This window comes from Luteimonas sp. MC1895, from assembly GCF_016457215.1.
Taxonomy (GTDB): Bacteria; Pseudomonadota; Gammaproteobacteria; order Xanthomonadales; family Xanthomonadaceae; genus Luteimonas.
On record NZ_JAEMDY010000002.1, the window covers coordinates 154,670 to 180,940 of the forward strand.

Annotated in this window: 20 protein-coding genes and 1 pseudogene; 8 read left to right on the plus strand and 13 right to left on the minus strand. The window is 70.9% G+C overall.

The window, feature by feature from the left end:
• Positions 1-4: 4 nt before the first annotated feature.
• The gene (locus JG616_RS06410; RefSeq protein ID WP_199362401.1) at positions 5-1,384 is read right to left on the minus strand and encodes an FAD/NAD(P)-binding protein; all 1,380 of its coding nucleotides are present in this window, start codon (positions 1,382-1,384) and stop codon (positions 5-7) included.
• On the opposite strand from JG616_RS06410, the gene JG616_RS06415 reads away from it, so the two are divergent.
• Entirely contained in the window at positions 1,344-3,257 is a 1,914-nt protein-coding gene (locus tag JG616_RS06415; protein ID WP_255531860.1) for an SLC13 family permease, read from the plus strand. The genes JG616_RS06410 and JG616_RS06415 overlap by 41 nt on opposite strands.
• 1,154 nt (positions 3,258-4,411) lie before the next feature.
• Here JG616_RS06415 and hemC read toward each other — a convergent pair.
• The 6 genes and pseudogenes from hemC to JG616_RS06450 all read right to left on the minus strand — a co-directional run.
• Positions 4,412-5,308 (minus strand): annotated as a pseudogene (gene hemC, locus JG616_RS06425) (hydroxymethylbilane synthase); the annotation flags it as partial.
• Between the two features lie 23 nt (positions 5,309-5,331).
• Entirely contained in the window at positions 5,332-6,063 is a 732-nt protein-coding gene (locus JG616_RS06430; RefSeq protein ID WP_199392047.1) for a LytTR family DNA-binding domain-containing protein, read from the minus strand.
• Entirely contained in the window at positions 6,060-7,121 is a 1,062-nt protein-coding gene (locus JG616_RS06435) for a sensor histidine kinase (RefSeq protein WP_199392048.1), read from the minus strand. The genes JG616_RS06430 and JG616_RS06435 overlap by 4 nt, the downstream gene beginning before the upstream one ends.
• A gap of 2 nt (positions 7,122-7,123) precedes the next feature.
• The gene (locus JG616_RS06440) at positions 7,124-7,792 is read right to left on the minus strand and encodes an alpha/beta hydrolase (protein ID WP_199392049.1); all 669 of its coding nucleotides are present in this window, start codon (positions 7,790-7,792) and stop codon (positions 7,124-7,126) included.
• Between the two features lie 62 nt (positions 7,793-7,854).
• Positions 7,855-9,765, minus strand: a complete 1,911-nt coding sequence (gene mdoH / locus JG616_RS06445; RefSeq protein ID WP_343224990.1) for a glucans biosynthesis glucosyltransferase MdoH — start codon at positions 9,763-9,765, stop codon at positions 7,855-7,857.
• Positions 9,762-11,276: a glucan biosynthesis protein G gene (locus JG616_RS06450; protein ID WP_199392050.1), complete on the minus strand. Its 1,515-nt coding sequence runs from the start codon at positions 11,274-11,276 to the stop codon at positions 9,762-9,764. Before JG616_RS06450 ends, mdoH begins: the two co-directional genes overlap by 4 nt.
• Before the next feature lie 146 nt (positions 11,277-11,422).
• Between JG616_RS06450 and JG616_RS06455 the strand changes: the two genes are divergently transcribed.
• The gene (locus JG616_RS06455; protein WP_199392051.1) at positions 11,423-12,673 is read left to right on the plus strand and encodes a TerC family protein; all 1,251 of its coding nucleotides are present in this window, start codon (positions 11,423-11,425) and stop codon (positions 12,671-12,673) included.
• Here the strand turns inward: JG616_RS06455 and JG616_RS06460 are convergent, their stop codons facing one another.
• The 3 genes from JG616_RS06460 to JG616_RS06470 are packed head-to-tail and all read right to left on the minus strand — an operon-like array spanning position 12,674 to position 18,551.
• Complete coding sequence (locus JG616_RS06460) at positions 12,674-14,137, minus strand: efflux transporter outer membrane subunit (protein ID WP_199392052.1); 1,464 nt, start codon at positions 14,135-14,137, stop codon at positions 12,674-12,676. It abuts the gene before it with no gap.
• Positions 14,130-17,294, minus strand: coding sequence for an efflux RND transporter permease subunit (locus tag JG616_RS06465; RefSeq protein WP_199392053.1), 3,165 nt, complete (start codon positions 17,292-17,294; stop codon positions 14,130-14,132). The genes JG616_RS06460 and JG616_RS06465 overlap by 8 nt, the downstream gene beginning before the upstream one ends.
• 9 nt (positions 17,295-17,303) lie before the next feature.
• Positions 17,304-18,551 (minus strand): efflux RND transporter periplasmic adaptor subunit, encoded by a 1,248-nt coding sequence (locus tag JG616_RS06470; RefSeq protein WP_199392054.1) that lies wholly within the window; start codon positions 18,549-18,551, stop codon positions 17,304-17,306.
• A 158-nt stretch (positions 18,552-18,709) separates the two neighbouring features.
• Between JG616_RS06470 and JG616_RS06475 the strand changes: the two genes are divergently transcribed.
• Complete coding sequence (locus JG616_RS06475) at positions 18,710-19,351, plus strand: TetR family transcriptional regulator (protein ID WP_199362414.1); 642 nt, start codon at positions 18,710-18,712, stop codon at positions 19,349-19,351.
• A gap of 111 nt (positions 19,352-19,462) precedes the next feature.
• Here JG616_RS06475 and JG616_RS06480 read toward each other — a convergent pair whose 3' ends face one another.
• Entirely contained in the window at positions 19,463-20,059 is a 597-nt protein-coding gene (locus tag JG616_RS06480) for a YceI family protein (protein WP_199392055.1), read from the minus strand.
• A gap of 300 nt (positions 20,060-20,359) precedes the next feature.
• Here JG616_RS06480 and JG616_RS06485 point away from each other — a divergent pair, with 300 nt between their 5' ends.
• Genes JG616_RS06485 through JG616_RS06495 form a run of 3 tightly spaced genes read left to right on the plus strand, consistent with a single transcriptional unit; the run spans position 20,360 to position 22,231 of the window.
• Positions 20,360-21,067: a pirin family protein gene (locus tag JG616_RS06485; protein WP_199362416.1), complete on the plus strand. Its 708-nt coding sequence runs from the start codon at positions 20,360-20,362 to the stop codon at positions 21,065-21,067.
• Positions 21,068-21,093: 26 nt separating this feature from the next.
• Positions 21,094-21,666 (plus strand): cytochrome b, encoded by a 573-nt coding sequence (locus JG616_RS06490; RefSeq protein WP_199362417.1) that lies wholly within the window; start codon positions 21,094-21,096, stop codon positions 21,664-21,666.
• A gap of 1 nt (position 21,667) precedes the next feature.
• Positions 21,668-22,231 carry a YceI family protein gene (locus JG616_RS06495; protein WP_199392056.1) on the plus strand — a complete coding sequence of 188 codons (564 nt, stop codon included), beginning with the start codon at positions 21,668-21,670 and terminating at the stop codon, positions 22,229-22,231.
• A gap of 46 nt (positions 22,232-22,277) precedes the next feature.
• On the opposite strand, the gene JG616_RS06500 is transcribed toward JG616_RS06495, so the two are convergent.
• Positions 22,278-23,171 carry a pirin family protein gene (locus JG616_RS06500; RefSeq protein WP_199392057.1) on the minus strand — a complete coding sequence of 298 codons (894 nt, stop codon included), beginning with the start codon at positions 23,169-23,171 and terminating at the stop codon, positions 22,278-22,280.
• Here JG616_RS06500 and JG616_RS06505 point away from each other — a divergent pair.
• Together JG616_RS06505 and JG616_RS06510 are read left to right on the plus strand one after the other, a co-directional pair.
• Entirely contained in the window at positions 23,155-23,712 is a 558-nt protein-coding gene (locus tag JG616_RS06505; RefSeq protein ID WP_199392058.1) for a hypothetical protein, read from the plus strand. The two genes, JG616_RS06500 and JG616_RS06505, sit on opposite strands and share 17 nt — an antisense overlap.
• Before the next feature lie 105 nt (positions 23,713-23,817).
• Complete coding sequence (locus JG616_RS06510; RefSeq protein ID WP_199392059.1) at positions 23,818-25,074, plus strand: XVIPCD domain-containing protein; 1,257 nt, start codon at positions 23,818-23,820, stop codon at positions 25,072-25,074.
• A 14-nt stretch (positions 25,075-25,088) separates the two neighbouring features.
• Here the strand turns inward: JG616_RS06510 and JG616_RS06515 are convergent, their stop codons facing one another.
• Positions 25,089-26,195, minus strand: coding sequence for an alkene reductase (locus JG616_RS06515; protein ID WP_199392060.1), 1,107 nt, complete (start codon positions 26,193-26,195; stop codon positions 25,089-25,091).
• Between the last annotated feature and the right edge of the window lie 76 nt (positions 26,196-26,271).

A 26,271-nucleotide genomic window follows, 5' to 3' on the forward strand; every position in this document is an offset into this window, starting at 1 on the left:
CGGATTATGGCCCCAGATGCGCGCGCACGGCGTCGGCCACGCGCCGCGCCTGGCCGCGCAGCTCGGGCATGGCGATGGTCTCCCAGAGGTCGCCGATGCGCAGCGTGCCCAGCGTCCACAGCCCCGGGACCGGCGCCCCCGCGGCGTCCAGCGGAACGCCCTCGCCCACGGTGGCGGCGCCCATGCCGTGCGGGCCGGGGCGCAGCAGGCCGCGCGCGCAGAGTCCAGCCAGCAGGCCGCTGCCGCGGTCGATCCGCTTCTCCATGCCAAGGGCGTTGACCACGACGTCGGCCTCGAAGCGCTCGACCACGTCGCGGCCGCGCGGACGCCAGGCGATGGCGGTACGGGCACCCGGCTCGATGGCAACCAGGTGTCCGGCCAGCCGCTGCAGCTGGCCGGCGGCGGTCGCCGCGTCCAGCTGCGCCGCGACCTCGGGTGCGATGCGGTGGCGATGGACGTCCCAGTGCCGCACCAGGTGGCGCAGGAAGCGCGCCTGCGCCGTCGCGTCCAGGCTGGTCCAGAGCGCCTGCACGTGCGGGCGCAGCGCATCCAGCGCGCCCTGCCACGGGCGTCCGTGCGCCTCTTCGTGGGCCGCCAGCGCGCGCAGCGCGCGGGTCCGCGCGGCCAGCCCCATGGCCAGCAGGGCCGGGATGTCGGCCGCGGCCGGAGGCGCCGGCGCCGCGTGCGGCAGCGGGACCAGGCCGCGTCGCGACAGCGAGGTGATGCGACCGCGATGGTCGTTGGCGACCAGGCTCAGCACCACGTCGACCATGCTCAGGCCGGCGCCGAGAATGGCGACGTCGGCATCCGGGGCGATGGCGGCGATCGCCGGGTAGTCCCAGGCCTCCACCGCGCCGACCGCAGCCGCGCCCGGCGCCGGCAGCGGCAGCCGCGCCGGCCGGTTGCCCACCGCCAGCACCACCGTCCTGGCCTGCAGCCGCTGTCCCGAGGCGAGCTCGACGAGGTAGCTGCCATCGGCCGGCGAGACGTCCACGGCGGGGTCCACCACCTGCTGCAGCCGCGCGCGCCCGGGTCGCCCGTCGAGCAGCGCCGCGAGATAGCCGGCGTAGGTCTGGCGCGGCAGGAAGCGCGCGCCCAGCGCGGCCGGGTCGTCGCCGGCATGCGCGGGCAGCGACTGGAGGAAGCCGACGAAATCGCCCGGGTTCGCGTCCAGCGCGCTCATGCCCGCGGCGCGCACGTTGAGCAGGTGCTCCGGACGCCGCGTGGCATAGGCCACGCCTTCCCCGACCGCCGCGTCCGCCTGGACCAGGGCGACCGACAGCGGCGCGGCCCCGGCGCCGAGCAGGTGCGCCGCCACGAGGGTGCCGCTCGCGCCGCCGCCGATGACGGCCACGTCGACCCGCGAAGGAACTGGACTGGTCACGCGATCCCCAAACAGCGCCGGACAGTCGCCAGTATCCCCCGGCGCACGTGATGCATCCACATCCGTGCGGGTCGGTGCGTTACCCTGCGCCTCGCCCATGACCCCAGACATGCTGCTGACGTTTCTCGTACTTGCCGGCGCGGTGGCGCTGTTCGTCAGCGAGAAGATGCCGCCCGAAGTGGTGGCGATGCTGTCCCTGGCCGCGCTGCTCACGCTGCGGCTGGTCAGCACCGAGGAAGCCCTCTCCGGTTTCAGCAGCCCGGCCACGGTGACCGTGGCGGCGATGTTCGTGCTCAGCGCCGGACTGCAGCACAGTGGCTCGCTCAACCGCCTCGGCGAGGCGATCGCGCGCATCCGCTGGGGCTGGCTGCTGGCGCTGGTGATGATGCTGCTCACCGCGGCGGTGTCGGCCTTCATCAACAATACCGCCGCGGTGGCCGTGTTCCTGCCGCTGATCATCGCCGCGGCCGTGGCCAACAACCTGCCGCCGTCGAAGTTCCTGATTCCCCTGTCCTACGCGGCCCAGTTCGGCGGCGTCTGCACGCTGATCGGCACCTCGACCAACCTGCTGGTGGATTCGATGGCGCGCCAGGCCGGGCACGCGGGATTCACCATCTTCGAGTTCAGCGAGCTCGGCATCCTCTTCGTCGCGGCCGGCGTCGTCTACATGATGATCGCGCGCATCTTCCTGCTGCCCGACCTCGGCGTGCCCCACCAGGCCGACAGCGGCCATGCCGGGCGCTACGTGGTCGAGCTGCTGGTGCCCGGGAAGTCCGGTGCGGTCGGCCGTCGCGGCGCCGAGTTGCTGCCTGCCGACAGCGGCGACGTGGTGGTGCTGGAGATCTTCCGCGGCGGCGGCGCGCTGGCTTCGCCGCGCGACGGCGTGATCGAACCCGGCGACCGCCTGCTGGTGCGCGGCAACTGGAACGACGTCGAGCAGGCGCGCCGCAAGCTCAAGCTGGCCTTCGACCAGGTGGCGACCGACCTCGACCTCGAAGGCGACGACGAAGACGGCCGCGTGCACGCCGAAGCGATGGTCGCGCCCGGTTCGCACCTGATCGGCCATTCGCTGGCGGACGTGCGCTTCGCGCACATGTACCGCGCCCGCGTGCAGGGGCTGCACCGCCACCGGCTGGCGATCCGGCAGCGGCTCGACCAGGTGCCGCTGGCGGTGGGCGACGTCCTGCTGCTCGACGCGCCGGAAAGCGCGCTCGACCTGATGCGCGCCGATCCCGGGCTGGTGGTGATGGGCGAGCGTGAACAGACGCGCACCTCGCTGCGCCGCTCGCTGATGGCGCTGGGCATCCTCACCGCCGTGGTGGCGGTGGCCGCGGCCGGCCTGATGAGCATCGTCGCCTCGGCCATCATCGGCTGCTGCATGCTGCTGCTGCTGCGCGTGCTCAAGCCCGAGGAGGCCTACGCCGCGATCGACTGGCGCGTGGTGCTGCTGCTGGCCGGCGTGCTGCCGCTGGGCATCGCCCTGCAGAACAGCGGTGCCGCGGCGCTGATCGCGGACTTCTCGATCGGCCTGGTCGGCGGACTCGGCCCGGTGGCGACGCTGGCGGTGATCTACATCATGACCTCGCTGCTGACCGAGGTGATGAGCAACAACGCCTCCGCCGCCCTGGTGGTGCCGATCGCGATCGCGACCGCGGAGTCGCTCGGCCTCGACAGCAAGCCGTTCCTGGTGGCGGTGGCGTTTGCCGCGTCCACCAGCTTCGCCACGCCGATCAGCTACCAGACCAACACGATGGTCTATGCCGCCGGCGGTTACCGGTTCCAGGATTTCGTCAAGGTGGGGCTGCCGCTCAACATCATCTTCATCACGATGGCGGTGGTGCTGATCCCGCGCTATTTCCCGTTCCACGCATGAACGCCCTGCGGCGCATCGTCGGCGTGCTGATGGTGCTTGGCGGCATCGCCGGGCTGGTGGCCTGCGCCTGGGCGCTGGTCGATCCTTCGATCATGCCGGCACCGACCCCGCTGGGCGCCTTCGATGCGCCGTCGCCGCGCTGGCGGGCCGCCCTGGGGCTGGTGGTTTCCCTCGGCGTCGCGCTGTTCGGCAGCGGTCGCCTGCGTCACCGCGAACTGCCCTGACGCGCGATCGCGCCGCGCTTCCTGAACCGGAGCGCTTGCCGCGCCTTTGAACCGCCGCGGGCAGCGCGGATAATGGCGATGCAACCGTTTACGTTGGAACCCAGCATGCTTGCGGCCCTCTGGCTCGCGCTCGCCGCCCCACCCGTGTTCATCGCGCCCTTGCCCGAATCCCCGGTCGAGCCGGCGGTGTTCGCGCTGGCGACCGGTCGCGCGGAGCTGAAGCGACCGTGCTACCGGCTGGTGTGCGAGGACGCGGGCTGGCGCGAACCCAACCGCTTCACCCGCATCGACCAGCCGAAGGTGCCGGGCAGCGTCGACCCGCTGGCGAATATCCGGCTGCCGGCGATCGCCGCGCGTCGCTACCCGCTGTATTCCCCGGCCTCGCGCCGCGACTGGCGGGTCAACCACGGCAGCCACTCGCGCTTCACCGCCGGCTTCGGCTACGAGGCCGTGCGCACGCCCGACACCAACGTGCGCCTCGAGTTCGGCACCGGCTACCGCCTGCAGCCGTACGCCGACCACGGCACGGCGATGGAAGGACCGATCGCGCGCGGTCGCGTGGAGCTGCGCCAGACCATCGCCGAGCGCGCCCGGCTGACCCAGAACATCCTGGTCGAAGCCGGCCGCTTCAATACCACCACCCGCCAGGTGATCGGCCTGGACCTGCAGCTGCAGCCGCAGTGGACCCTGCAGTCGAACTTCGAGCTGCGCCACGACAGCGCCGGCAATGGCGGCGACGGCGCCACCGACACCGAGGGTTCGGTCAACCTGCGCTACCGCTTCTAGCCCGTGCGGGACCGGCTGCCCGACGTCCTGGCTTCGACGTCCTGTAGGAGCGGCTACAGCCGCGATCCACGGTGCGATGGACTGACCCGGCAAGGGCGATCGCGGCGGTGGGCGCGCCGACAGGACGGGGGGGGCCCGGCGGGATTCGCCGGCGCCGGCGTCGAGCAGTTTGGCCGCGACCTCGCGCCCGAGCGCGTCCGGCTGCGACGCCGGCCCGCGGGCTTCCGCCCGCACCGCGCGCCCGTCGCTGGCCGAGCCGACCAGCCCTTCCAGGTGCAGCGCGTCGCCATCGAGCCGCGCGAACGCCGCAACCGGCACGTGGCAGCTGCCGTGCAGCGCGAGGTTGAGCGCACGTTCGGCGCCGGCGCAGGTGCGCGTGGGCGCATGGTCGAGTGCCCGGCACAGGTCCATCACCGCGGCATCGTCTTCCCGGCATTCGATCGCGATCACGCCCTGCGCGGGCGCGGGCAGCCAGGTGGGCGCATCGAGGCGCGCGCGGATGCGATCCCCGAGCCCCAGCCGCTGCAGGCCGGCGCAGGCGAGGATGATCGCGTCGTACTCGCCGGCGTCCAGCTTGGCCAGGCGGGTGTTGACGTTGCCGCGCAGGTCGCGGATCTCCAGGTCCGGGCGCAGCGCGCGCAGTTGCGCCTGCCGGCGCAGCGACGAGGTGCCGACGCAGGCGCCCGGCGGCAGCGCGTCGAATGTCGCGAACTGGCTGCTGATGAAGGCATCGGCATGATCCGCGCGGGCCAGGAACGCCGGCAGCGCGAACGGCGCGTCGACCTGCATCGGCACGTCCTTGAGCGAGTGCACCGCGCAGTCGGCCTCGCCGCGCAGCATGGCGAGCTCGAGCTCCTTCAGGAACAGGCCCTTGCCGCCGATCGCCGACAGCGAGCGGTCCAGCACCTCGTCGCCGCGCGTGGACATGGGCACCAGTCCGACCTCGAGGCCGGGGTGGGCGGTGCGCAGCAGGGCGGCGACGTGTTCGCTCTGCCAGAGGGCGAGCGGGCTCTTGCGGGTGGCGATGCGGAGGCGGGTCATGCCGGGATTATCCCCGACCCCCGTCAAAACTGCCGGAGCGCCTCGCGCAGCGGCGCCACGCAGCGGCGGCTGACCTCCAGCGGCTGGCGTCCGTGGCGGAGGATGGCGTGGACATGGCCTTCCGGGTCGCGGCGCAGCTCGACCAGCTCGTGGCGCGCCACCAGGCAGTTGCGGTGGATGCGCAGGAAGCGGTCGCCGAACTCCTCCTCCAACGACTTCAGCGATTCCTCGATCAGGTCCTCCCCCCGGGCGTGGTGCACGACGACGTACTTCTCGTCGGCCTGGAGATAGTGGATGTCCTCGATCGGAATCAGACGCAGGCTGCCGCGCAGCCGTGCGCACAGGTGCGTGCGGCGCTTGCCGTCGCCGCCTTCGACGCGGCTGCGCACGAGGCCGGCATTGAAGGTGCGCACGCGGTCGAGCGCGGCCTGCAGGCGTTCGGCGCGCACCGGCTTGACCAGGTAGTCGACGGCGGCGGCGTCGAACGCCGACAGCGCGTGGGCGTCGTAGGCGGTGCAGAACACCACCGCCGGCCGCGGTTCGAAGGCGGCCAGGTGGCGCGCGGCTTCGAGGCCGTCGATCCCGGGCATGGCGATGTCGAGCAGCACCAGGTCGGGCTCGTGCTCGGCGCAGGCCTGCAGCGCGGCGCGGCCGTCGCCGGCCTCGGCCACCACCTCGATGTCGGGATGCACGCCCAGCAGGCTGCGCATGCGCTCGCGGGCCAGCGGCTCGTCGTCGGCGATGACCACCCTCATGCGGTCCTCCTCCCGCTCCCCAGCGGCAGCTCCAGCTCGCAGGCATAGTAGCCCCCGCCCCAGCCGCAGGCCATGCGCGCACGCGGGCCGAAGGCATAGCCCAGGCGGTGGGCGATGCTGCGCTGGGCATGGCCGGCGCCGTGCACGCCCGGGGCGTCCGGCGCATCGGGCGGCAGCGAGGGATTGCGGACCTTGATCCGCAGCCTGTCGTCCTCGACCTGCAGGTTGATCTGCACGGCGCCGCCTTCCGGCAGGCGCGAAATGCCATGCAGCACGGCGTTCTCGAGCAGCGGCTGCAGCACCAGGCGCGGCATCGGCAGGTCCCACGGCAGCGGTTCGACACGCTGCCATTCGACCCGCAGGCGCTCGCCCAGCCGCAGTTGCTCGATGCCGAGGTAGTGCTCGGACAGGCGCACTTCCTCGGCCAGCGACGAGTCGTCCTCGCCTGCGCCCAGCGCGGCGCGGAACAGGTCGGACAGGTCGAGCACGGCGCGTTCGGCGACTTCGGGATCGCGGCGCAGCAGGCTTGCGATCATGTTCATACTGTTGAACAGGAAATGCGGACGGATGCGCGCCTGCAGCGCATCGGCCTCGGCGCGCGCGTGTGCGGCGAGCTGGGCCTGCCAACGGTCGATCACGTAGAAATAGCGCAGCGCCAGCGCCGTGATCAGGGTGACCACGCCGGCGGAGCCGGTGACGAAGCGCATCGCGGAAGGCCACTGGTCCGCGCCTCCCACGCTCGCGAACAGCGCATGCACGATCCCGGCCACGATCGCGGCCACGGCCGCGGCCAGCGCCACCGCGAGCAGCGCACCGGTCCGCTGGGGAAGGCGTGACAGGCCGCGGCGCGAAATGCACAGCAGGACCGACACCGACAGCGCCATCCACAGCGCGAATCCACTGGTGGAGAGCGCACGCTCCAGGTCCCAGTGCGTGCCTGCATCAGGCACCAGCACCACGACCACCACCACCAGCTGGGCGATGCCGAGCATGGCCGCCAGCCGCGGCAGCCGGCACAGGTCCGGCAGCCAGGGCTCGTCGGCGGCGCGCTCGCCCATGCTCAGCCCGCGGCGAACCGCCGCGCCAGCCAGTCGCCGAGGTCGCGGATCTCCTCGGCGCAGACCGAATGCGGCATCGGGTAGGCATGCCAGTCGACGTCGAACCCCAGCTCTCGCAGCAGGGCGGCGCTCTGCTGGCCGGCCTGGAACGGCACCACCGGATCCTGGCTGCCGTGGGCCATGAAGACCGGCTGGCGCGCGGCGCCCTCGGCCAGCACCTGTCGCGACTTGCCCGCCGATGGCACGTAGGTCGACAGGGCGACAAGTCCACCCAGCGGCGCGGCGCTGCGCAGCCCGATGGCCAGGGTGACGGCGCCGCCCTGGGAGAAGCCGGCCACCACGATGCGCTCGCGCGCGACGCCGCGCTCGACTTCCCGTGCGATGAGCGCCTCGACCTGCTCCACCGACTGCTGCACGCCACCCTCGTCGGCCCGGTTGGCCAGGTCGACGTCGACGATGTCGTACCAGGCGCGCATCGGCACGCCGTTGTTGATCGTCACCGGCCGCACCGGCGCATGCGGGAAGACGAAGCGCAGCGCGGGCCAGCCGGGACGCAGCAGCTCGGGCACGATCGGCACGAAGTCGTTGCCGTCGGCGCCCAGGCCGTGCAGCCAGAGGATGCTCCAGGACGGGTCGGGCCCGGTCTCGCGCTCGATGCATTCCAGCAGCATGGCAACCCTCGTGGACGTGGCAAGCCATTATGCATGGCCCGGCCGGGGCTCCCCGGGGGACGTCAGTTCCCGTTCGTGCCCGGGGAGCGCAGCTCGGTCGCGCGCACCAGGACCGGCGGCGGCGCGCACTCCTCGGGGGTCAGGAAGATGCCCCGCGTCCGCAACCACCGCCCCGCCGCCGGCGATGCCCCCAGCGCGACGATCGGGATCGACAGCAGCAGGCCCAGGACCACCGGCGACATCCACGCCAGCAGCGCCGGTGAGACCATCCACGCGGCGACCGCGGCCACGACGCCGGCGAGCGTCAGCCCGCCGTACAGCCGCACCAGTTCGCGCAATGGCAGGACGCCATCGTCGCGCCGCTGCGCTTCCCATCCGGAATCCTTGCCCGCCAGGACTTCGGCCACGCCGCGCGACTGCACCCACATCGTCACCGGCGCCATCAGCGCGGCCAGCAGGGTCTCCAGCAGCATGCCGACGAAGACGCGCAGCGCCCCGCCGCAGCCGCGGCGCATCGCCGGATCACTGACCGTCGCCAGCCATCCCATCAGCTTCGGCGACAGCAGCATGAACATCGTCGCCACGAAGACGGCGATGAACCGGTCGCCGTCCTGCTCGCGCCACCAGGCGGTCGGGGTGAAGCCCTCGAGCGAGAAGTGTCCCCAGCTGAATCCTGCATGCAGCAGCGGGATCGAGACGCCGACGATCATCAGCATTGCCCACATCGGCGCGGTGAAATAATGGCCGATGCCGATCATCAGGTGCCAGCGGCTGACCCAGTGCAGGCCACGTGCGGGCAGCACGGCGCCGTGCTGCAGGTTGCCCTGGCACCAGCGCCTGTCGCGCACCAGCATGTCGGTGAGCGACGGCGGGCCTTCCTCGTAGCTGCCGCCCAGCCCCGGGATCATGTGCAGCGCCCAGCCGCCGCGGCGCATCAGCGCCGCCTCGACGAAGTCATGGCTCAGCACGGTGCCGGCGAAGGGCTTCACCCCGCGCAGCTCCGGCAATCCGGCGCACCCGGCGAAGGCGCGCGTGCGGACCATCGCGTTGTGGCCCCAGTAGTTGCTCTCCGCGCCGTGCCACCAGGCCACGCCATAGGCGATGACCGGCCCGTACACGCGGCCGGCGAACTGCTGCATGCGCGCGAACAGCGTATTGCCGTTGACGATCACCGGCAGCGTCTGGATCAGCGCGACGTCCTCGTGGCGCTCCATCGCCGCGGCCAGGCGCACCAGGGTCTCCCCCGACATCACGCTGTCGGCGTCGAGGATCAGGAACTGCGGCCAGGCTCCGCCCCAGCGCCGGACCCAGTCGGCGATATTGCCGGCCTTGCGCTCGTGGTTGTCCTGGCGCAGCCGGTAGTGGACGCGCGCGTTCGCACCCAGCCGCCCGCGCAGCGCGACGAAGGCCTCGGCCTCCGCCGCCTGGATCTCCGGCCTGCGGCTGTCGCTCAGGACGAAGACGTCGAAGCGCGCCAGCTGGCCGGTGGCGTCCAGCGATTCGTGCATCGCCTGGACGCCCGCCATCAGCCGCGCGGGATCTTCGTTGTAGATCGGCACCAGCAGCGCGGTCGACGTGGACAGCGCAGGCAGCGGGCCATCGGCGTGCATGCCCATGCGCAGCGGCCGGCGCTGCAGCAGCAGGACGAAGCCCGCGATCGCGCCGACGAAGGCCTGCACGATCCACGCGAACAGCGCCACGAACAGCACCAGCAGCAGCCCTTCCAGCACGTCGATGCCGTCGCCGCGCAGCAGCCACCACATCTGGTAGGTCGCGACGAGGGTCAGCAGCACCACGCCGCCGATCACGCCGAACCGGCGCCAGGCCATGTTCGGCGGCGTGGTCGGGCGCGGCGGATTGGCGATCCGGCCACGACCCAGCGCCTGCACCGGCATCGGCAGCGGACACTCCGGCGGCAGCGGTGGCAGGGCGTGCAGCGGAGCCGCGCGCGGTGCCAGGGGATCTCCGGTCACGGCGTCCACCGCGACAGCCAGGTCTCGGACAGGCGCCCGGCGTCACCCTCGAGCCAGAGACGCAGCTCCACCGCCGCGGCATCGCCCGGCAGCAGTTCCAGCCCCACGCGCCAGCCGCCGGTGGCGGGGTTGCGGTAGGCGGTGGCATTGCGGAGCTCGCCCGCGTTCGCCGATGCCCGCACGCGCACCGCGCCATCGCCCTGCGGCAGCCGGTCGCCGACGAAGTCGACCAGGTACTGCCGCCCCGGCGCACCATCGAGCGTTCCGCTGCGCGTCGCGACCACGCGCGCGAGACCGCGCATCCACGCCTGTCCGTCCGACCAGTGCAGGCGGTAACGGAAGCGGTGCTCGCGGCCTGGTGCCAGCGGCGCACGCGGACGCCAGAAGGCGACGATGTTGTCGGCGTACTCGTTCGCGGTCGGGATCTCGACCAGGTGCACCTCCCCCTCGCCCCAGGGGTCGAGCGGTTCCACCCGGCAGCCGGGGCGCTTCTCGTAGCCGGCCTCGAGGTCCTGGTAGTCCTCGAAGCGGCGCTTGCGCTGCATCAGACCGAAGCCACGTGGATCCCGGTCCTGGAACCCGCTGTGCTCGACATGGCGCGGATTGCGCAGCGGACGCCACGCCTCCTCGCCGCTGCCCAGCCACAGCGCCAGGCCGTCGGAGTCGTGCACCGCGGGCCGCGGATCGTCGATGCCCGCGCGATCGTGGGCGTCGAACTCGTACATGCTGGTCAGCGGCGCGATGCCGGCGGTCGCGAGCTCGACCCGCGGATACAGGCGGGCATCGACGTCGAACACGGTGTCCGCGCCCGCGGTGATGGCGAAGCGGAAGGCGCCGGCGACGCTGGGCGAGTCCAGCAGCGCATGCACCACGGCCTCGGCGGCGCCGGGCGCCGGCGTCTCCAGCCAGAAGGCACGGAACACCGGGAACTCCTCGGCACCCGGGTCACCGCTGCCCAGCGCCAGCCCGCGTGCCGAGAGCCCATAGCCCAGCCCGCGTGCGACCGCGCGGAAATAGCTCGCGCCCAGGAACGCCGCGATCTCGTCCAGGGTGCCGGCCTGGTGCACGGCGCCGTGGAGGCGGAAGCCGGCGAAGCCGATGTCGCGCCCGGCCGGCGGCGCCGGAACGCCGTGCTCGAAGCGGAACAGGTAGGTCGCGTACGGGAACGGCCGGCTGCGCCCGCCTTCGACCACGTGCATGTCCACGCGGTCCAGGAACATGTAGCCGCGATGGAAGAACTGGGCCTCGAAACCCCGCCCCTGGCCCTGCCAGAGCGCGCGATCCGGCCGGTAGCGGTAATCGCGGTAGCGGTCGTAGCCGAGGCCTGCAAGCGCGTCCGGAAGGGCGCGCGACGGAGCGCGGTAGGGCGCGGCCGCGAGCGCCCGGGCCAGCGCCGGCACGGTGCCCGCGTCGAAGGCCTCGCCGCCAGCCGTCGCCGCACGGGAACCGGCGGGCAACGCCAGGGCCACCGGCAGTGACAGGCCTGCCAGCAGGAGTTCTCTTCGATGCAAGGGGGGATGCCGTGGGCGGGGAACGCGCGGAATATAGCGCGCGAACGGGCGCCTTGCTCACGCCTCGCTAACGATCGCGCCCGCGGCGTGACATGCGCGCGACGCGACGCGTGCGATCCTGCCGCGCCGTCCTCGCCGGGATCCCGATGCCGACCACCACCCCCCTTGTCTGGGAAGCCACGATCGCCCTGATCATCGGCCTGCTGGCGTTCGACTACTTCTTCCACGTGCGCAAGGCGCACGCGCCCACGCTGCGCGAGGCGGCGGTCTGGTCCGCCCTCTACGTCGGCATCGCCCTGCTGTTCGGCGTCGCGGTCTGGACCTGGGGTGGCGCCGACATGGGCGCCGAGTACTTCTCGGGCTACATCACCGAGAAGGCGCTGTCGATCGACAACGTCTTCGTCTTCCTGGTGATCATGGCCAGCTTCAAGGTGCCGCGCGAGGACCAGCAGAAGGTGCTGCTGTTCGGCATCACCTTTGCGCTCATCGCGCGCACGGTGTTCATCCTGTTGGGCGCGGCGCTGATCGAGCGCTTCTCCTGGGTGTTCTACCTCTTCGGCCTGGCGCTGCTGGTGACCGCGGGCAACCTGCTGGCGCCCGACGACCACAGCGAGGACAAGCCGAACATCGTGGTGCGGATCGTGCGCAGGATGTTCCACTCCAGCCCGCACTACGACGGCGACCGGCTGTTCACCACCTACCAGGGCAAGCGCGCGCTGACGCCGATGCTGCTGGTGATGCTGGCGATCGGCGGCACCGACATCCTGTTCGCCTTCGATTCGATCCCGGCGATCTTCGGGCTGACCCAGAACGTCTTCATCGTGTTCACCGCGACCGCGTTCTCGCTGCTCGGCCTGCGCCAGCTGTACTTCCTGGTCGGCGGCCTGCTCGAACGCCTGGTCTACCTGTCGCTGGGGCTGGCGGCGATCCTGGGCTTCATCGGCGTGAAGCTGGTGCTGCACGCACTGCACGAGAACAACCTGCCCTTCATCAACGACGGCGAACCGGTGCCGGTGATCGAGATCAGCACCTGGAGTTCGCTGGTGGTGATCGTCGGCATCCTCGCGGTCACCGTGGTGGCATCGCTCTCGAGCCCGCGCGGCAAGGCCAGGGTCGCGGTGTCGGGCCTGCGCAACCGCATCGCCGGCTACCTCGACCTGTCGCCGCGCGCGACCGCGATCCAGCGCCGCGACGCCTTTGCCGACCTGCGCGCCGCGTGGACGCGCGTGGAGGGCCTGGAGCCGCGGTTCAAGGCCATGGTCAAACACGCCGACGTGCTGCAGGCCGACCTGCAGCGCGCCTGTGCGGCGCACGCCGAGGCGACCGGCCAGCCGCCGTCGGACTGCCGGCTGGACCTGCCCGTGCCGACGCCCGACGAGAACGGCGATCCGGCCTGATCAGCCGGCCGGGGCCTGCGCGAGCGGGGCGCTGTCCTCGCGCCAGCCGCCGCCCAACACGCGGTACAGCATCACGCGGTTGGCCTGTTCGGCCAGGCGCGTGGCCACCAGCGCCTGCTGCGCCGCGTACAGCGTGCGCTGGGCGTCGAGCCGGGTGAGGTAGCTGTCGACGCCGGCTTCGAAGCGCAGCTGGGCGAGGGACTCGGCGCGCGTCGCCGCGTCGACGAGGTCCTGCTGCGCGGCCACCTGCCTGGCCAGCGAATCGGCCTGCACCAGCGCATCGGCCACCTCGCGGAACCCGGACTGGATGGCCTGTTCGTACTGCGCCAGCGCGATGTCGCGGTCGGCCTCGGCCATTCCGAGCGCAGCCTTCAGCCGCCCGCCCTGGAAGATCGGCAGGTTGATCCGCGGCATGAAGCTCCAGACCCGCGTGCCGCCGTCGAACAGGCCCGACAGCGCGTCGCTGGCCGAACCGATGCTTCCGGTCAGCGAGATCGACGGGAAGAACGCCGCGCGCGCGGCACCGATGTCGGCGCTGGCGGCCACCAGGCGGTGCTCGGCGGCCATCACGTCGGGACGGCGCAGGAGGACACGCGCATCCAGGCCGGCGGGCAGCGCCGCGATGCCGGTGACCGGGGCGACGCGGGCGTCAGCGGCGGGCAGCAGCGAGGCGTCCAGCTGCGTGCCGGCCAGCAGGTCGAGCGCGTTGCGGTCGCGCGCGACCTGGCCCTTGAGGCGTTCGACGTCGGTGCGTGCGGTCGCGACCTGGGTGCGCACCTGCTCGATCTCGAGCGCGGAGGTCGCGCCCAGCTCGTGGCGCCGGGTGGTCAGGTCCAGCGTCTGCAGGTAGGTGTCGAGCGCCTGCTGCGACAGCTGCAGCTGCTCCTGGTCGGCGGCCAGCGCCAGCCAGGCGCCGGCGACTTCCGCCACCAGCGACAGCTGCGCGGCACGCTGCGCCTCTTCGGTGGCGAGGTACTGCTGCAGCGCCCCCTCGCTCAGGTTGCGCACGCGGCCGAACAGGTCGAGTTCGAACGCGGCAAGGCCGACGCCCGCGGTGTAGGTCTCGCCCACCGGGATGTCGCCGCCCACGCGCTCCATCATCGCCTCGGCACCGATGGAGGGCAGGCGGTCTGCACGCCGGACGCGGTACTGCGACCGCGCGCGCTCGACGTTGAGGATCGCCACGCGCAGGTCGCGGTTGTTGTCCAGCGCCAGCGCCACGATCTGCTCCAGTCGCGGGTCGGCGAAGAAGTCGCGCCAGCCGATGTCGGCCATCGGCAGCGCGACCGTGGCGTGGCTGGATCCGGCGACAACCGGAACCACCTCTGCCGGCGTCGTTTCCGGCATCGGCCAGGCGGCCGGGATACCGGCCTGCGCCTGCGGCGTCGCCGGCACCAGGGTGGCGCAGCCGCTGGCGGCGAGGGCCGCCGCCAGGGCCAGCGCGAGGCGCGCGTGCTTACTCATGTTCGATCACTCCCACCGCGGCAGGCTGTTCGCCGGCCTTGGCCTTGCCGCCGAACATCTTCTGGATCACCACGAAGAACAGCGGGATGAAGAACACGCCCAGCAGCGTGCCCACGAGCATGCCGCCGACCACGCCGGTCCCGATCGCGCGCTGCGCGCCGGAGCCCGCGCCGGTGGCGATCGCCAACGGCAGCACGCCCAGGCCGAAGGCCAGCGAGGTCATGATGATCGGGCGCAGGCGGTCGCGGACGGCCTGCATCGTGCCCTCGATCAGCTCCATGCCCTGGTCGACGTTGGCCTTGGCGAACTCCACGATCAGGATCGCGTTCTTGCTGGTCAGGCCCACCGTGGTGAGCATGGCCACCTGGAAGTACACGTCGCGCTCCATGCCGCGGAAGGTGTTGGCCAGCACCGCGCCGAGGATGCCCAGCGGGGCCACCAGCAGCACCGCGGTCGGCACCGTCCAGCTTTCGTACAGCGCGGCCAGGCACAGGAACACGATCAGCAACGACAGCGCGTACAGCAGCGGCGTCTGCGCGCCCGCCTCGCGCTCCTGGTAGGACAGCGCCGTCCACTCCATGCCGATGCCGGCGGGGAGCTGCGCGACCAGCTTCTCGATCTCGATCATCGCGTCGCCCGAGGCCACGCCCGGCGCCGCCTCGCCCTGGATCTCCATCGACGAGACGCCGTTGTAGCGCTCCAGGCGCGGCGAACCATAGTCCCAGTGCATGGTGGCGAACGCGGAGAACGGCACCATCTCGCCCCGGATGTTCTTGACCGACCAGAGCTGGAAGTCCTCCGGCGTCATGCGGAAGGGCGCATCGGCCTGGATGTAGACGCGCTTCACGCGGCCGCGGTCGATGAAGTCGTCGATGTACTGGCTGCCCCAGCCCGCCGACAGCGTGCCGGTGATGGCGTCCACCGACAGGCCAAGCGCACCGGCCCTGGCATTGTCGATGTCGAGGCGCAGCTGCGGGGTGTCTTCCTGCCCGTTGGGGCGCACGTTGGCCAGCAGTTCGCTCTGCGCGGCCAGGCCGAGCAGCTGGTTGCGCGCGCCGAGCAGCGCCTCGTGGCCCAGGCCGGCGTTGTCCTTCAGGAAGAAGGTGTAGCCGGCACCGATGCCGAGTTCCGGCATCGCCGGGGGCGGGAAGGTAAAGATCATCGCGTCCTTTACCTGGCTCATCGCGGCCATGCCGCGGCCGGCCACCGCGCCCGCCTGCTGGTCGGCGTCCGGGCGCTCGCTCCAGTCCTTGAGCTTGATGAAGGCCATGCCCGCGTTCTGGCCCATGCCGGCGAAGCTGAAGCCCTGCACGGCCATGACCGATTCGACCACCTCGGATTCGTTCTCGAGGAAGTGGTTCTCCAGGTGCGCCAGCGCTTCCAGCGTACGCTCCTGGGTCGCGCCCACGGGCGTCGACACCAGCGCCATCAGCACGCCCTGGTCCTCGTTGGGCAGGAAGGAGCTGGGCAGGCGCACGAACAGCACGCCCATGACCGCCACCAGCACGGCGAAGATCGCCATGTAGCGGCCCGGCCGGGTGATGATCGCCTTGACCTTGCCCTGGTAGCGGCGGCTGGTGCTGTCGAACTTGCCATTGAACCAGCGGAAGAAGCGCGCGATGGGGCCCTTGCCGCTGTCGTGGTGCTCGCCCTTCTCCAGCGGCTTGAGCATGGTCGCGCACAGCGCGGGGGTCAGCACGATCGCGACCACCACCGACAGCAGCATCGCCGACACGATCGTCGCCGAGAACTGCCGGTAGATCACGCCGGTCGAGCCGCTCATGAAGGCCATCGGCACGAACACCGCCGACAGCACCAGGCCGATGCCGACCAGGGCGCCGGTGATCTGGTCCATGGACTTGCGCGTGGCCTCGAGCGGCGACAACCCCTCCTCGCTCATGATGCGCTCGACGTTTTCCACCACCACGATGGCATCGTCCACCAGCAGGCCGATCGCCAGCACCATCGCGAACATGGTCAGCATGTTGATCGAGAAGCCCAGCGCGGCGAGCACGGCGAAGGTGCCCAGCAGCACCACCGGCACCGCGATCGTCGGAATCAGGGTGGCGCGGAAGTTCTGCAGGAACAGGTACATCACCAGGAACACGAGCACGATCGCCTCGACCAGGGTCACGACCACGTTCTTGATCGAGACCTGCACGAAGGGCGTGGTGTCGAAGGGAACGACCGCCTTCAGGCCCGCGGGAAAGTAGGGCTCGAGGTCGTCGAGCGCCTGCTGCACGCCCTGGCGGGTATCCAGCGCGTTGGCGCCGGTGGACAGCGAGATCGCGACGCCGGTGGCGTCCTGTCGGTTGAACTGGCTGACGAAGTCGTAGGTTTCCGCACCGAGTTCCACCCGCGCGATGTCGCCCAGGCGCAGCAGCGAACCATCGGGGTTGCTGCGCACGATGACGTCGCGGAACTGCTCAGGCGTCTGCAGGCGGTCCTGCGCGTTGATGGTGGCGTTGAGCTCCTGGCCGTCGATCGCCGGCGTGCCGCCGAGCTGGCCGATCGCGACCTGCGCGTTCTGCGCGCGGATGGCGGCGGTGACCTCCGGGATCGACAGCGCATAGGTATGCAGCTTGCCCGGATCCAGCCAGATCCGCATCGCGTACTTGGAGCCGAACACCTGGATGTTGCCCACGCCCGCGACGCGGCTCAGCGGATCGACGACGTTGGCACCGACGTAGTCGGCGATGTCGTTGCGGTCCATGCTGCCGTCCTCTGAGACGAAGCCGATCACCGCGAGGAAGCTCGACGTGGACTTGGACACGTTGATGCCCTGGCGCTGCACTTCCTGCGGCAGCAGCGGCATCGCCAGCTGCAGCTTGTTCTGCACCTGCACCTGGGCGATGTCGGCGTCGGTGCCGCTCTCGAAGGTCAGGGTGACGGTCGCGAAGCCGTTCGAGGACGACTGCGCCGAGAAATACATCAGGCCGTCGAGCCCCTTCATGTTCTGCTCGATGACCTGGGTCACCGAGTCCTCCAGCACCTGGGCGGAGGCACCCGGATACATCGCGCGGATCTCGACGCTCGGCGGTGCGACGGTGGGATACATCGACACCGGCAGGCTGGTGATCGACAGCGCACCGGCCAGCATGATGATGATCGCGATGACCCACGCGAAGATGGGTCGGTCAATGAAGAAACGTGCCATGGCGCGCCCTTACTCCTGCACTGCGTCGGTGGTCGCACCGGCGGTGCCGGCGGGGTCGGCGGCATCGGCCGCATCGGCGCTGTTCGCGGCTGCAGCCGCGGCCGCAGGCGCAGGCGCCTGGCCCGCCGCAGGCTTCTGCGCCATCTCGGCGGTCACCTCGACTTCGGCGCCGGGCTGGATCTTCTGCAGGCCCTCAACCACGACGCGGTCGCCGGCCGCGAGACCCGACTCCACCAGCCACTGGTCGCCGATGGCCTGGCCGACCACGACCGGGCGCTGTTCGACCACGCCCTGGGCATTGACCACCATCGCCGAGGTGTTGCCCTTCGGGTCGCGTGCGATGCCGCGCTGCGGCACCAGCACCGCGTCCTGGCGCACCCCGCTGCCGAGCGCGGCGCGGACGTACATGCCGGGCATCAGCACGTGGTCGGGATTGGGCACCTCGACGCGCAGCGAGAAGCTGCCCGTCGTCGGGTCCACCGCGACTTCGGAGAACTTCAGCACGCCCGCGTGGGCGAAGCGGCTGCCGTCTTCCAGCAGGATGGTCACCGGCATGGCGTCGGGACGCTCCAGCCGGCCTTCGGCCAGCGCGCGGCGCAGGTCCAGCAGCTCCGCGCTGGACTGGGTCAGGTCGACGTGGATCGGGTCGAGCTGCTGCACGGTTGCCAGCGGCGCCGGCTGGTTGGCGGTCACCAGGGCGCCCTGTGTCACGCTGGACTTGCCGATGCGGCCGTTGATGGGAGAGGTGATGCGCGCATGTCCCAGGGTCACGTTGGCGGCATCCAGGGCCGCGCGCGCCGCGCCGACCTCGGCCTCGGCCTGGGCCAGGGCGGCGGTGGCGTTGTCGTGGTCCTGCTTGCTGACCGCGGACACCTTCACCAGTTCGGCGGTGCGGTTGGCGGTCAGGCGCGCGGCGGTGCGCGTCGCTTCGGCGCGGCTGAGCTGGGCGCGCGCGCTGTTGGCCGCGGCGCGATAGGTGGCGTCGTCGATCTGGTACAGCGGCTGCCCCGCTTCCACCATCGCGCCTTCGGTGAACAGGCGCCTGGCCACGAGGCCGTTGACCTGCGGGCGCACTTCGGCCACGAGCCAGGCGCTGGTGCGGCCGGGCAGCTCGCGCGACAGCGTGACCGGCTGCGCGGACAGGGTTGCCACGGTCACCGCAGGCTTCGGAGGCTCGCCGCCCTGCTGTCCGCCACCGCAGGCGGCGAGGGCGAGGGAGAGCACGGCAAGCATGGGTAGGACGCGGATCGTGGTCATGGAAGGCCTTGTCGAAGCTTGAAAAAGGAGCACGCCCAGATGCGCGTGATCCGCGGACCGCGGGTCGGCACTGGGCGTACAGAGGAATGAGGTGTAATATACATACATGAATGTATGTTTGTCAAAGGCCGGATCCGGCCTATCACTGGAACACTGAGATGGCGCGCAGGACGAAAGAAGACGCACAGGAAACGCGCGAGGACATCCTCGACGCGGCGGAGGACTGCTTCCTGGAGCACGGCCTGTCGCGCACCAGCCTGGAGGCCATCGCCGCCCGTGCCGGCGTGACCCGCGGCGCGGTCTATTGGCACTTCAAGAACAAGGACGAAGTGCTGGAGGCCATGGTCAACCGGGTCAGCGTGCCCTTCTTCCATGGCCTGGAGCGCGTGTCGCGTGCCGACGGCACCACGCCGCTCCGCGACCTGCGCGAGCTGCTGCACACCTCGTTCGCCGACCTGAGCAAGGTGGAGCGCGTGCGCAACGCGTTGGAGGTGATCGAACTGCGCTGCGAGGTTGCCGCCAAGGGCGACATGATCAGCCGCCTGCGGCAGAGCGGCATGCGGCAGACGCACGCGCGGATTTCCGCCGCGTTCGCGCGCGCCGAGGTGCTCGGCCAGCTGCGCGAGGGCATGGCCGCCGAGAGTTGCGCGCGCACCCTGCACTTCGTGATCTCGGGGGCCCTGCGCATGTTCCTGCTGGATCCCGGGCACATCGACCTGGAACGCGATGGCCTGGCGGCCGTCGACCTGGCGCTGCGGGCGGTCGCGCGCGACCCGTCCCACCTGGACGCCACGGACTGACCCGAGGTCCGCGAGGCACCGGGTCGACGTCCACGGCGCGGACGGCGGAAGGCCGCCGCATCCCGTGCGGCGGCCTTCGGGGGCGCGCCGGTTTCGCGCGCGCTGGGGGGCTTACTTGTCCTGCTTGGGGACCGAAGCCTCGGTGGTGATGCGCAGCTGGACCTCGTCGCTGACGTTCGGCGCGTACATGCCCAGGCCGAACTCCGTGCGCTTGATGGTGGCCACGGCGTCGAAGCCGGCGGCCGGCTGCTGGGTCATCGGGTTGCTGCCGACCTTGTTGATCGTGGCGTCGAGCACCACCGGCCTGGTGATGTCCTTGATCGTCAGGTCGCCGGTGACCTTGAGCTTGCCCTCGCCCACGGCTTCGACCGAGGTGCTCTTGAAGGTCGCCTGCGGGAACTTCTCCGCGTCGAAGAAATCGGCACTGCGCAGGTGCTCGTCGAACGCCTTGACGTGGGAGGACAGCCCGGCGAGCGGCATCATGACTTCGACCTTCGAGGCGGCGACGTTGTCCGGGTCATAGGTGATCGTGCCCTCGACCTGGCCGAAGTGCGCGATCGGGTTGGAGAAACCGAAGTGGCTCCACTGCGCGATCACGTCGGTATGGGCCGGGTCCATGGTGTAGGTGACCGGCGCGGCCAGGGCGTAGGCCGAAGCGGTGAGGAGGGCGGCGGCGAGGACGCCGCGGGACAGGCGGTTGATGTTCATCGGAACTCCGGAAGGTAGGCATGGGTGGTGAATGCTGGGAGGCCGGCGGGACAGGCCGCGCCGACCAGGAGCACAGGGTATCGTTCCATTATTGACTTTGCATACACCTCTTTTGGAACGAATGGTCACATTTTCAGAACAACAGCGGATTGGTGCATCTACTGCGGAATTCACCTGCTGAAACTATCTTTAGCGGCATTTATAGAACAATGATGTCCTTTCATGCTTGTTTATCCCGAAAGCTAGCACAATCAGACTGGCTCCACCGCGGCATCCCCGCCCAGTTACCGGAGCCATTCCATGATCACCCTGCGCCCCGCCAGCGAACGCGGCCACGCCAGCCACGGCTGGCTCGAGTCCTGGCACAGCTTCTCCTTCGCCGACTATCGCGATCCCGCCCACATGCATTGGGGGCCCTTGCGTGTCATCAACGAAGACCGCGTGCAGGCCGGCCAGGGCTTCGGTGCCCACAGCCATCGGGACATGGAGATCATCAGCTACGTGCTCGAGGGCAGCCTGGCGCACAAGGACTCGATGGGCAACGCCGCCAGCATCGTGCCGGGCGACGTGCAGCGCATGAGCGCCGGCAGCGGCGTCACCCATTCCGAGTACAACCACGAAGCCGACCGGACCACGCATTTCCTGCAGATCTGGATCATCCCGGACACGATGGGCATCCAGCCCGGCTACGAGCAGAAGGCGTATCCCGAAGCCGACAAGCGCGGGCGCCTGCGCCTGGTCGCGAGTCCCGGTGGCGATGACGGTTCGGTGCGCCTGCAGCAGGATGCGCGCATGTACGCAGGCCTGTTCGACGGCGACGAAGCCGCGGCGCTGGACATCGGCCCCGGCCGCCTCGCCTATGTGCACATGGCGCGCGGCCAGGCCATGGTCAACGGCAGGAGCCTGTCCGCCGGCGACGCCCTGCTGTACGCCGACGAGCCGCGCGTGGACATCGAGCGCGGCGACGGCGCCGAGATCCTCGTCTTCGACCTGCCGCGTCTCGGATAATCCCACCCTCAAGACGGAGCCACGCCATGCAACTGCGCAACCCTTCCGATCGCTGGGGCCCCATCAGCATGCTGCTGCACTGGGCGATCGTGGGCCTGATCGGCTGGATGGCCTGGCTGGGCCTCACGATGGTCGACATGCCGCCCACGCCGGCGAAGATCAATGCCTACGCGCTGCACAAGTCGCTGGGGCTGACCCTGCTGGCGCTGGTCGCGCTGCGCCTGACCTGGCGCCTGTTCGCCGGCGCCCCGGCACCGGTTGCCGGCACGCCGACGTGGCAGGCGCGCATCGCCTCGACCACCCACTGGGCGATGTACGCGCTGCTGTTCGCGATCCCGGTCAGCGGCTGGGTGTTCAACTCGGCGTCCGGCTATCCGCTGCAGTGGTTCAAGCAGTTCAACCTGCCGGCGATCGCCGGGCGCAGCGAGGAGCTGGCCGCGACCGCGATCGCCGTGCACGAATACGGCTTCTGGCTGCTGCTGCTCCTGGTGCTGGCGCATGCCGGCGCCGCCTTCTACCACCACCTGTTCCAGGGCGACGACACGCTGCGCCGCATGCTCCCCGCGCGCCGTGCCCACGCCCCCAACCCGGAGAACTGACATGGGCATTCGCAACCGTACCTTTCCGCTGGCGCTGGCCGCCGGCCTCGCCGCTTTCGCCACGCCCGCCATGGCCGCCGACTACGTCCAGGCATCGGGCGCGCTGAGCTTCGCCAGTGAATACCAGGGCGAGACCTTCGTCGGCCTGTTCCCCGGCTTCAGCACCTCGCTGAGCTTCGATCCCGCGGCGCCGCAGGCCGCGAAGCTCGACGTCACCATCCCGCTCACGACCGCCGACACGAAGAACGGCGACCGCGACAGCACCCTCGGGACCGCCGACTTCTTCAACGTCGCGCGGTTCGCCACCGCCCGCTACACCGCGAGCGGCTTCCGCAGCCTGGGCGACAACCGCTACGTCGCCAACGGCACGCTGGAACTGCGCGGAGTGAAGAAGCCGGTGGCGCTGGCCTTCACCTGGACGCCCGGCGCCAATCCGGTGCTGCAGGGGCGGGCGACGGTGAAGCGCCTGGACTTCGGCGTCGGGGCCGGCGACTGGGGCGATGTCTCGATCATCCCGGACGACGTCGCGATCTCGACGAAGGTGACGTTCCGGCCGGCCCCCTGACCAGGCAGCCGCCGGCCGCGTCCCGCGATGGGACCGGCGGCATGGCTCAGGACATCGGCTCCGGCGCCGCGCCGAGGGCTGGCGGCAGCGGAATGAACTCGCCGTCGTCCAGGTCCGGCAGCTTCATGCGCCCCGCGGCCCAGTCGGCGCGGGCCTGCGCGATGCGCTCCTTCGAGGACGAGACGAAGTTCCAGTCGATGTGACGCGGCCCGACCGGCTCGCCACCGAGCGGCATGACCACCGCGTCCCCGAGTGCGGCCACCGTGGCCGCGCGACCGGGCGCGAGCACGGCCATGCTGCCGGCCTCAATGCGCTGGCCATCCACCTCCACGCTGCCATCGGCCACGTAGACCGCCCGCTCGCTGTACTCCGCCGGCAGGGACGCACGCGACCCGGCGCGCAGCTGCCAGTGGACGTAGAACTGCGGCGAATCGACCTTCACCGGTGACTCGACCCCTGCCAGCCGCCCCGCGATCAGCCGGCCCACGATGCCGTCGCCGTCGAACACCGGCAGCGCCTCGCTGCCGTAGTGCCAGAACCCCGGATCGATCTCCTCGCGCCCGTCGGGCAGCGCCACCCAGGCCTGGATCCCGTCGAGCGGCCCGCCATGCGCGCGCAGCGCCTCGAAGCGTTCCGAGTGCGTGATGCCGCGCCCCGCGGTCATCCAGTTGACCTCGCCCGGGCGGATCGCCTGCTCGGAGGCGAGGCTGTCGCGATGCATGATCTCGCCGTGGAACAGGTAGGTGATCGTCGACAGGCCGATGTGCGGATGCGGACGCACGTCCGCCTCCAGCGGCAGGCCCGGCGCGATCGCCTTCGGCCCCATACGGTCGAAGAAGATGTAGGGCCCGACCATGCGCCGCTTCCCGAACGGCAGCACGCGGCCGACCTCGAACGCGCCAAGGTCACGGCGGCGCTGCGGGATGACGAGTTCGATCATGGCGGCTCTCCGGCGCTCGGTCGCGGACGACGACTATCGCACCGATCCCGCGGTCGCCGAAGCGGGTGGCGATCCGCGGCGAACACCCACTTCTGCGCGCGGCCGTGGCGGTGCTAGGCTCGGCGGACGATTGAATGTCATGGAGGACGTCATGCGTATCTGCCCACGGCTCGCGATCACCCTGCTGCTGTCGACGCCCTTGCTCGCCTCGGCCGCAGACCCTGCCCCGGGTCAGCCGCGGTTTCCCGCGGAAATGCTGGGGGTCTGGGACGCCTACCCATTGGCCTGCGTCGACGATGGCCCGTCGGACAGCGACATGCGCATCCAGATCACCCCGGCCGTGCTGCACGGGTACGAGAACAACGACACGGTGCGGTCGATCAAGCCGATCGCGGAGTCGCCGATGGCCTGGCGCGTGGTGACGATCTCCGACATCGCCCCCGAAGAGATCCAGGGCGAGGCCGACATCTATGTCCTGCGGGGCGATGCGCTGACGATCACCAACGGAGAGCGCGCGTACACGTACAGACGCTGCAGGTAGCAACGGCACGACAAGGAACGTCCAATGCCCCAGGAAAATCCGAGCGCCTACCGGGTTACACAATCCGGTCGCGCGCCCCCCGCAACGGCCGTCGCGAACGGACCGGTGTCCGACCTGGACAGCCTCCACACGCATCATCCCAAGCGGAACTTCAGTGCCGTGCTGGAGGACGGGGTGCCGAGGGGCGCGGAGAACGTGCTGACGCGCTCCTATGCCGTCGTGGGCGGGGAGTTCCAGGAAGTCCTGGACCGCCGCGTCGACAAGTACCGCAGCCTCCAACCGGACCAGGTCCTGCTGATCAAGGACTTCATCCTCGACGACATGTCCGCACGCGACACGCGGCGCGTGGACGTGCCCTCGCCGCTGGCCGGCGTCATCGGCCGGGTCGATGCCGCCAACGGCGTGGTCGACATCCACGAAACCGCCGATGGCCCGCCCGTCGCCCGGATCCGGCATCTCGGCCCGATCGCGGTCCAGCCCGGTGACACGGTGGCCTACGGCCAGTCGCTGGGCACGCAGAACAACATCGGCCTTGTTGCATCGGCCGGCAAGCACGTGCACATCGAGATCGACACCCGCTACTACCAGCAGTTCGAGCACTACATGCTCGACCTCGTCGAAGGTCGACTCGCGGTGCAGGCGGCGCATCGCGCCGGCGTCGAGCCGCGCGCGTTCGTCGACGACGGCGTGCAGCGGGTGGGCGAGTCCGGGGAGCGGGTGGAAGCGGTGCAGCGTGCACTGGTCGCCGCCGGCTACCGCGGTGCCGGGGACACGCCCATCGCCGTGGACGGGGTGTATCGCCTGTCGATGCAGGGCGCCGTGCTGCGGTTCCAGCAGGACCACGGCCTGCCGGCCTCCGGCGACGTCGACGCGCCGACCTGGCGGACGGCACTCGACCTCACGCCGGGCCGCCGCGCGCTGCCACCGCCGGCGGCTGACGAACTCCCTCCAGCCCTGTCGCCGGCGCACCGGGGTCTGCTGGACCGGATCAGGGGCCGGCTGGGCCAGCTGGATGCGCGACCTGGCCTGTCGGACTGCGACCGCGAGCGGGTCGCCGGTGCGCTGCTCCGACTGGCGGTCGAGCACCACCTTTCAAGTGTGGACCACGTGCTGGTGGGCGGCGCCTGCCCGGGCGGGAACGAGGCACGCGTGTTCCTGGTCCAGGGCCGGCTGGACGACCCCGCGCAGCGTCGCGCGTGGATGCCGATGGCAGACGCCTTGGGCCCACCCGTCGAGGACGCCCTTGTGCGCAGCAGGCGGCCAGAGCACGGGGTCTCGGGAAGGGGCATGGACATACCTGCACAGACCCACACGCAGGCGGCGGAGCCATCCCATGGCACGGCGCCCCGCGCCATGGCCTGACCACGCGACCTCCCTCAGGCGGACGCGACCTCTTCGCTATAGGCCGGATAGTCGGTGTAGCCGGTCGCGTTCCCGCCATAGAAGGTGGCGCCATCGGCGTCCGCCAGCGGCCAGCCATTGCGCAGGCGCTCCACCAGGTCGGGGTTGGCGATGAAGGGCCGACCGAACGCGACCAGGTCGGCGAGACCGGCAGCGAGGTCGGACTCCGCCGTGGCACGCGTGTAGTTGCCGGCGAGGATCAGCGTCCCGCCATGCGCGGCGCGAAACTCACGGATGAAGCGTTCACCCGCTGCCGCCAGGATCGCCTCGCGGTTGCTCAGGTGGACATAGGCCAGGCCGCGCCCCGCGAGCTCGTGCGCCAGCTCCATCCAGGTATCGGCCTCGTCCTCGAAGGCGGGCATGTCGAAGATGCGGTTGAAGGGCGACAGGCGGATACCGACCCGCTGGCTGCCGATCGCCGCCACCACCGCGTCCACGGTCTCGAGCACGAAGCGCAGGCGGTTGGCGATCGAGCCGCCGTAGGCGTCGTCGCGCGTATTGAGCCCGCCGTTGATGAACTGCTCGAACAGGTAGCCGTTGGCGCCATGGATCTCGATGCCGTCGAAGCCGGCGTCGACCGCGTTGCGCGCCGCGGCGACGAAGTCCGCGGTGATGCCCGGGATCTCACCCGCGCCGAGCGCCCTGGGCGTGCTGGCGGGCATCTGCCCGGGGGTTCCGTCCTCGCGGTAGCCAAAGGCCTGGACGCCGGCCGCGGCCTTGGCCACCGGCGCCACCGGGGCGCGTTCGCCCGGCTGCAGCGACACGTGCGACAGGCGACCCACGTGCCAGAGCTGGGCGAACACCGCGCCGCCCTTCGCACGCACGGCATCGGTGACGGATTTCCAGCCCGCGACCTGGGCCCGGGAATGCAGGCCCGGCGTGAACAGGTACCCGCGCGCCTGCTCCGACACCTGCGCGCCCTCGGTGACGATCAGCCCCGCACTGGCGCGCTGCGCGTAGTAGGTCGCGGTCAGCGCGTCGGGCACGGTGGTCACCGCGCGGGAGCGCGTCATCGGCGCCATGACGATGCGGTTGCGCAGCGCCAGGCCCGCAAGGTCGTAGTGGTTGAACAGGCTGCTCATGGGAGGGGTCCGGATGCTCCAGCGGGGGATGCATCCAATCTACGTCGACGCCGAAGGCCGCGGGTGCGCGGCCATG

What these genes read in the sequence shown, in the direction of transcription:
- JG616_RS06430 (WP_199392047.1), bottom strand. Translation starts at nt 6,063, where the DNA reads ATGAGGGTGGTCATCGCCGACGACGAGCCGCTGGCCCGCGAGCGCATG.
- JG616_RS06470 (WP_199392054.1), bottom strand. Translation starts at nt 18,551, where the DNA reads ATGACCACGATCCGCGTCCTACCCATGCTTGCCGTGCTCTCCCTCGCC.
- JG616_RS06465 (WP_199392053.1), bottom strand. Translation starts at nt 17,294, where the DNA reads ATGGCACGTTTCTTCATTGACCGACCCATCTTCGCGTGGGTCATCGCG.
- JG616_RS06440 (WP_199392049.1), bottom strand. Translation starts at nt 7,792, where the DNA reads ATGCTGCTGGAATGCATCGAGCGCGAGACCGGGCCCGACCCGTCCTGG.
- JG616_RS06435 (WP_199392048.1), bottom strand. Translation starts at nt 7,121, where the DNA reads ATGGGCGAGCGCGCCGCCGACGAGCCCTGGCTGCCGGACCTGTGCCGG.
- JG616_RS06455 (WP_199392051.1), top strand. Translation starts at nt 11,423, where the DNA reads ATGCCGACCACCACCCCCCTTGTCTGGGAAGCCACGATCGCCCTGATC.
- JG616_RS06475 (WP_199362414.1), top strand. Translation starts at nt 18,710, where the DNA reads ATGGCGCGCAGGACGAAAGAAGACGCACAGGAAACGCGCGAGGACATC.
- JG616_RS06515 (WP_199392060.1), bottom strand. Translation starts at nt 26,195, where the DNA reads ATGAGCAGCCTGTTCAACCACTACGACCTTGCGGGCCTGGCGCTGCGC.
- JG616_RS06415 (WP_255531860.1), top strand. Translation starts at nt 1,344, where the DNA reads ATGACGGCCACGTCGACCCGCGAAGGAACTGGACTGGTCACGCGATCC.
- JG616_RS06490 (WP_199362417.1), top strand. Translation starts at nt 21,094, where the DNA reads ATGCAACTGCGCAACCCTTCCGATCGCTGGGGCCCCATCAGCATGCTG.
- JG616_RS06485 (WP_199362416.1), top strand. Translation starts at nt 20,360, where the DNA reads ATGATCACCCTGCGCCCCGCCAGCGAACGCGGCCACGCCAGCCACGGC.
- JG616_RS06460 (WP_199392052.1), bottom strand. Translation starts at nt 14,137, where the DNA reads ATGAGTAAGCACGCGCGCCTCGCGCTGGCCCTGGCGGCGGCCCTCGCC.
- JG616_RS06495 (WP_199392056.1), top strand. Translation starts at nt 21,668, where the DNA reads ATGGGCATTCGCAACCGTACCTTTCCGCTGGCGCTGGCCGCCGGCCTC.
- JG616_RS06500 (WP_199392057.1), bottom strand. Translation starts at nt 23,171, where the DNA reads ATGATCGAACTCGTCATCCCGCAGCGCCGCCGTGACCTTGGCGCGTTC.
- JG616_RS06505 (WP_199392058.1), top strand. Translation starts at nt 23,155, where the DNA reads ATGACGAGTTCGATCATGGCGGCTCTCCGGCGCTCGGTCGCGGACGAC.
- JG616_RS06480 (WP_199392055.1), bottom strand. Translation starts at nt 20,059, where the DNA reads ATGAACATCAACCGCCTGTCCCGCGGCGTCCTCGCCGCCGCCCTCCTC.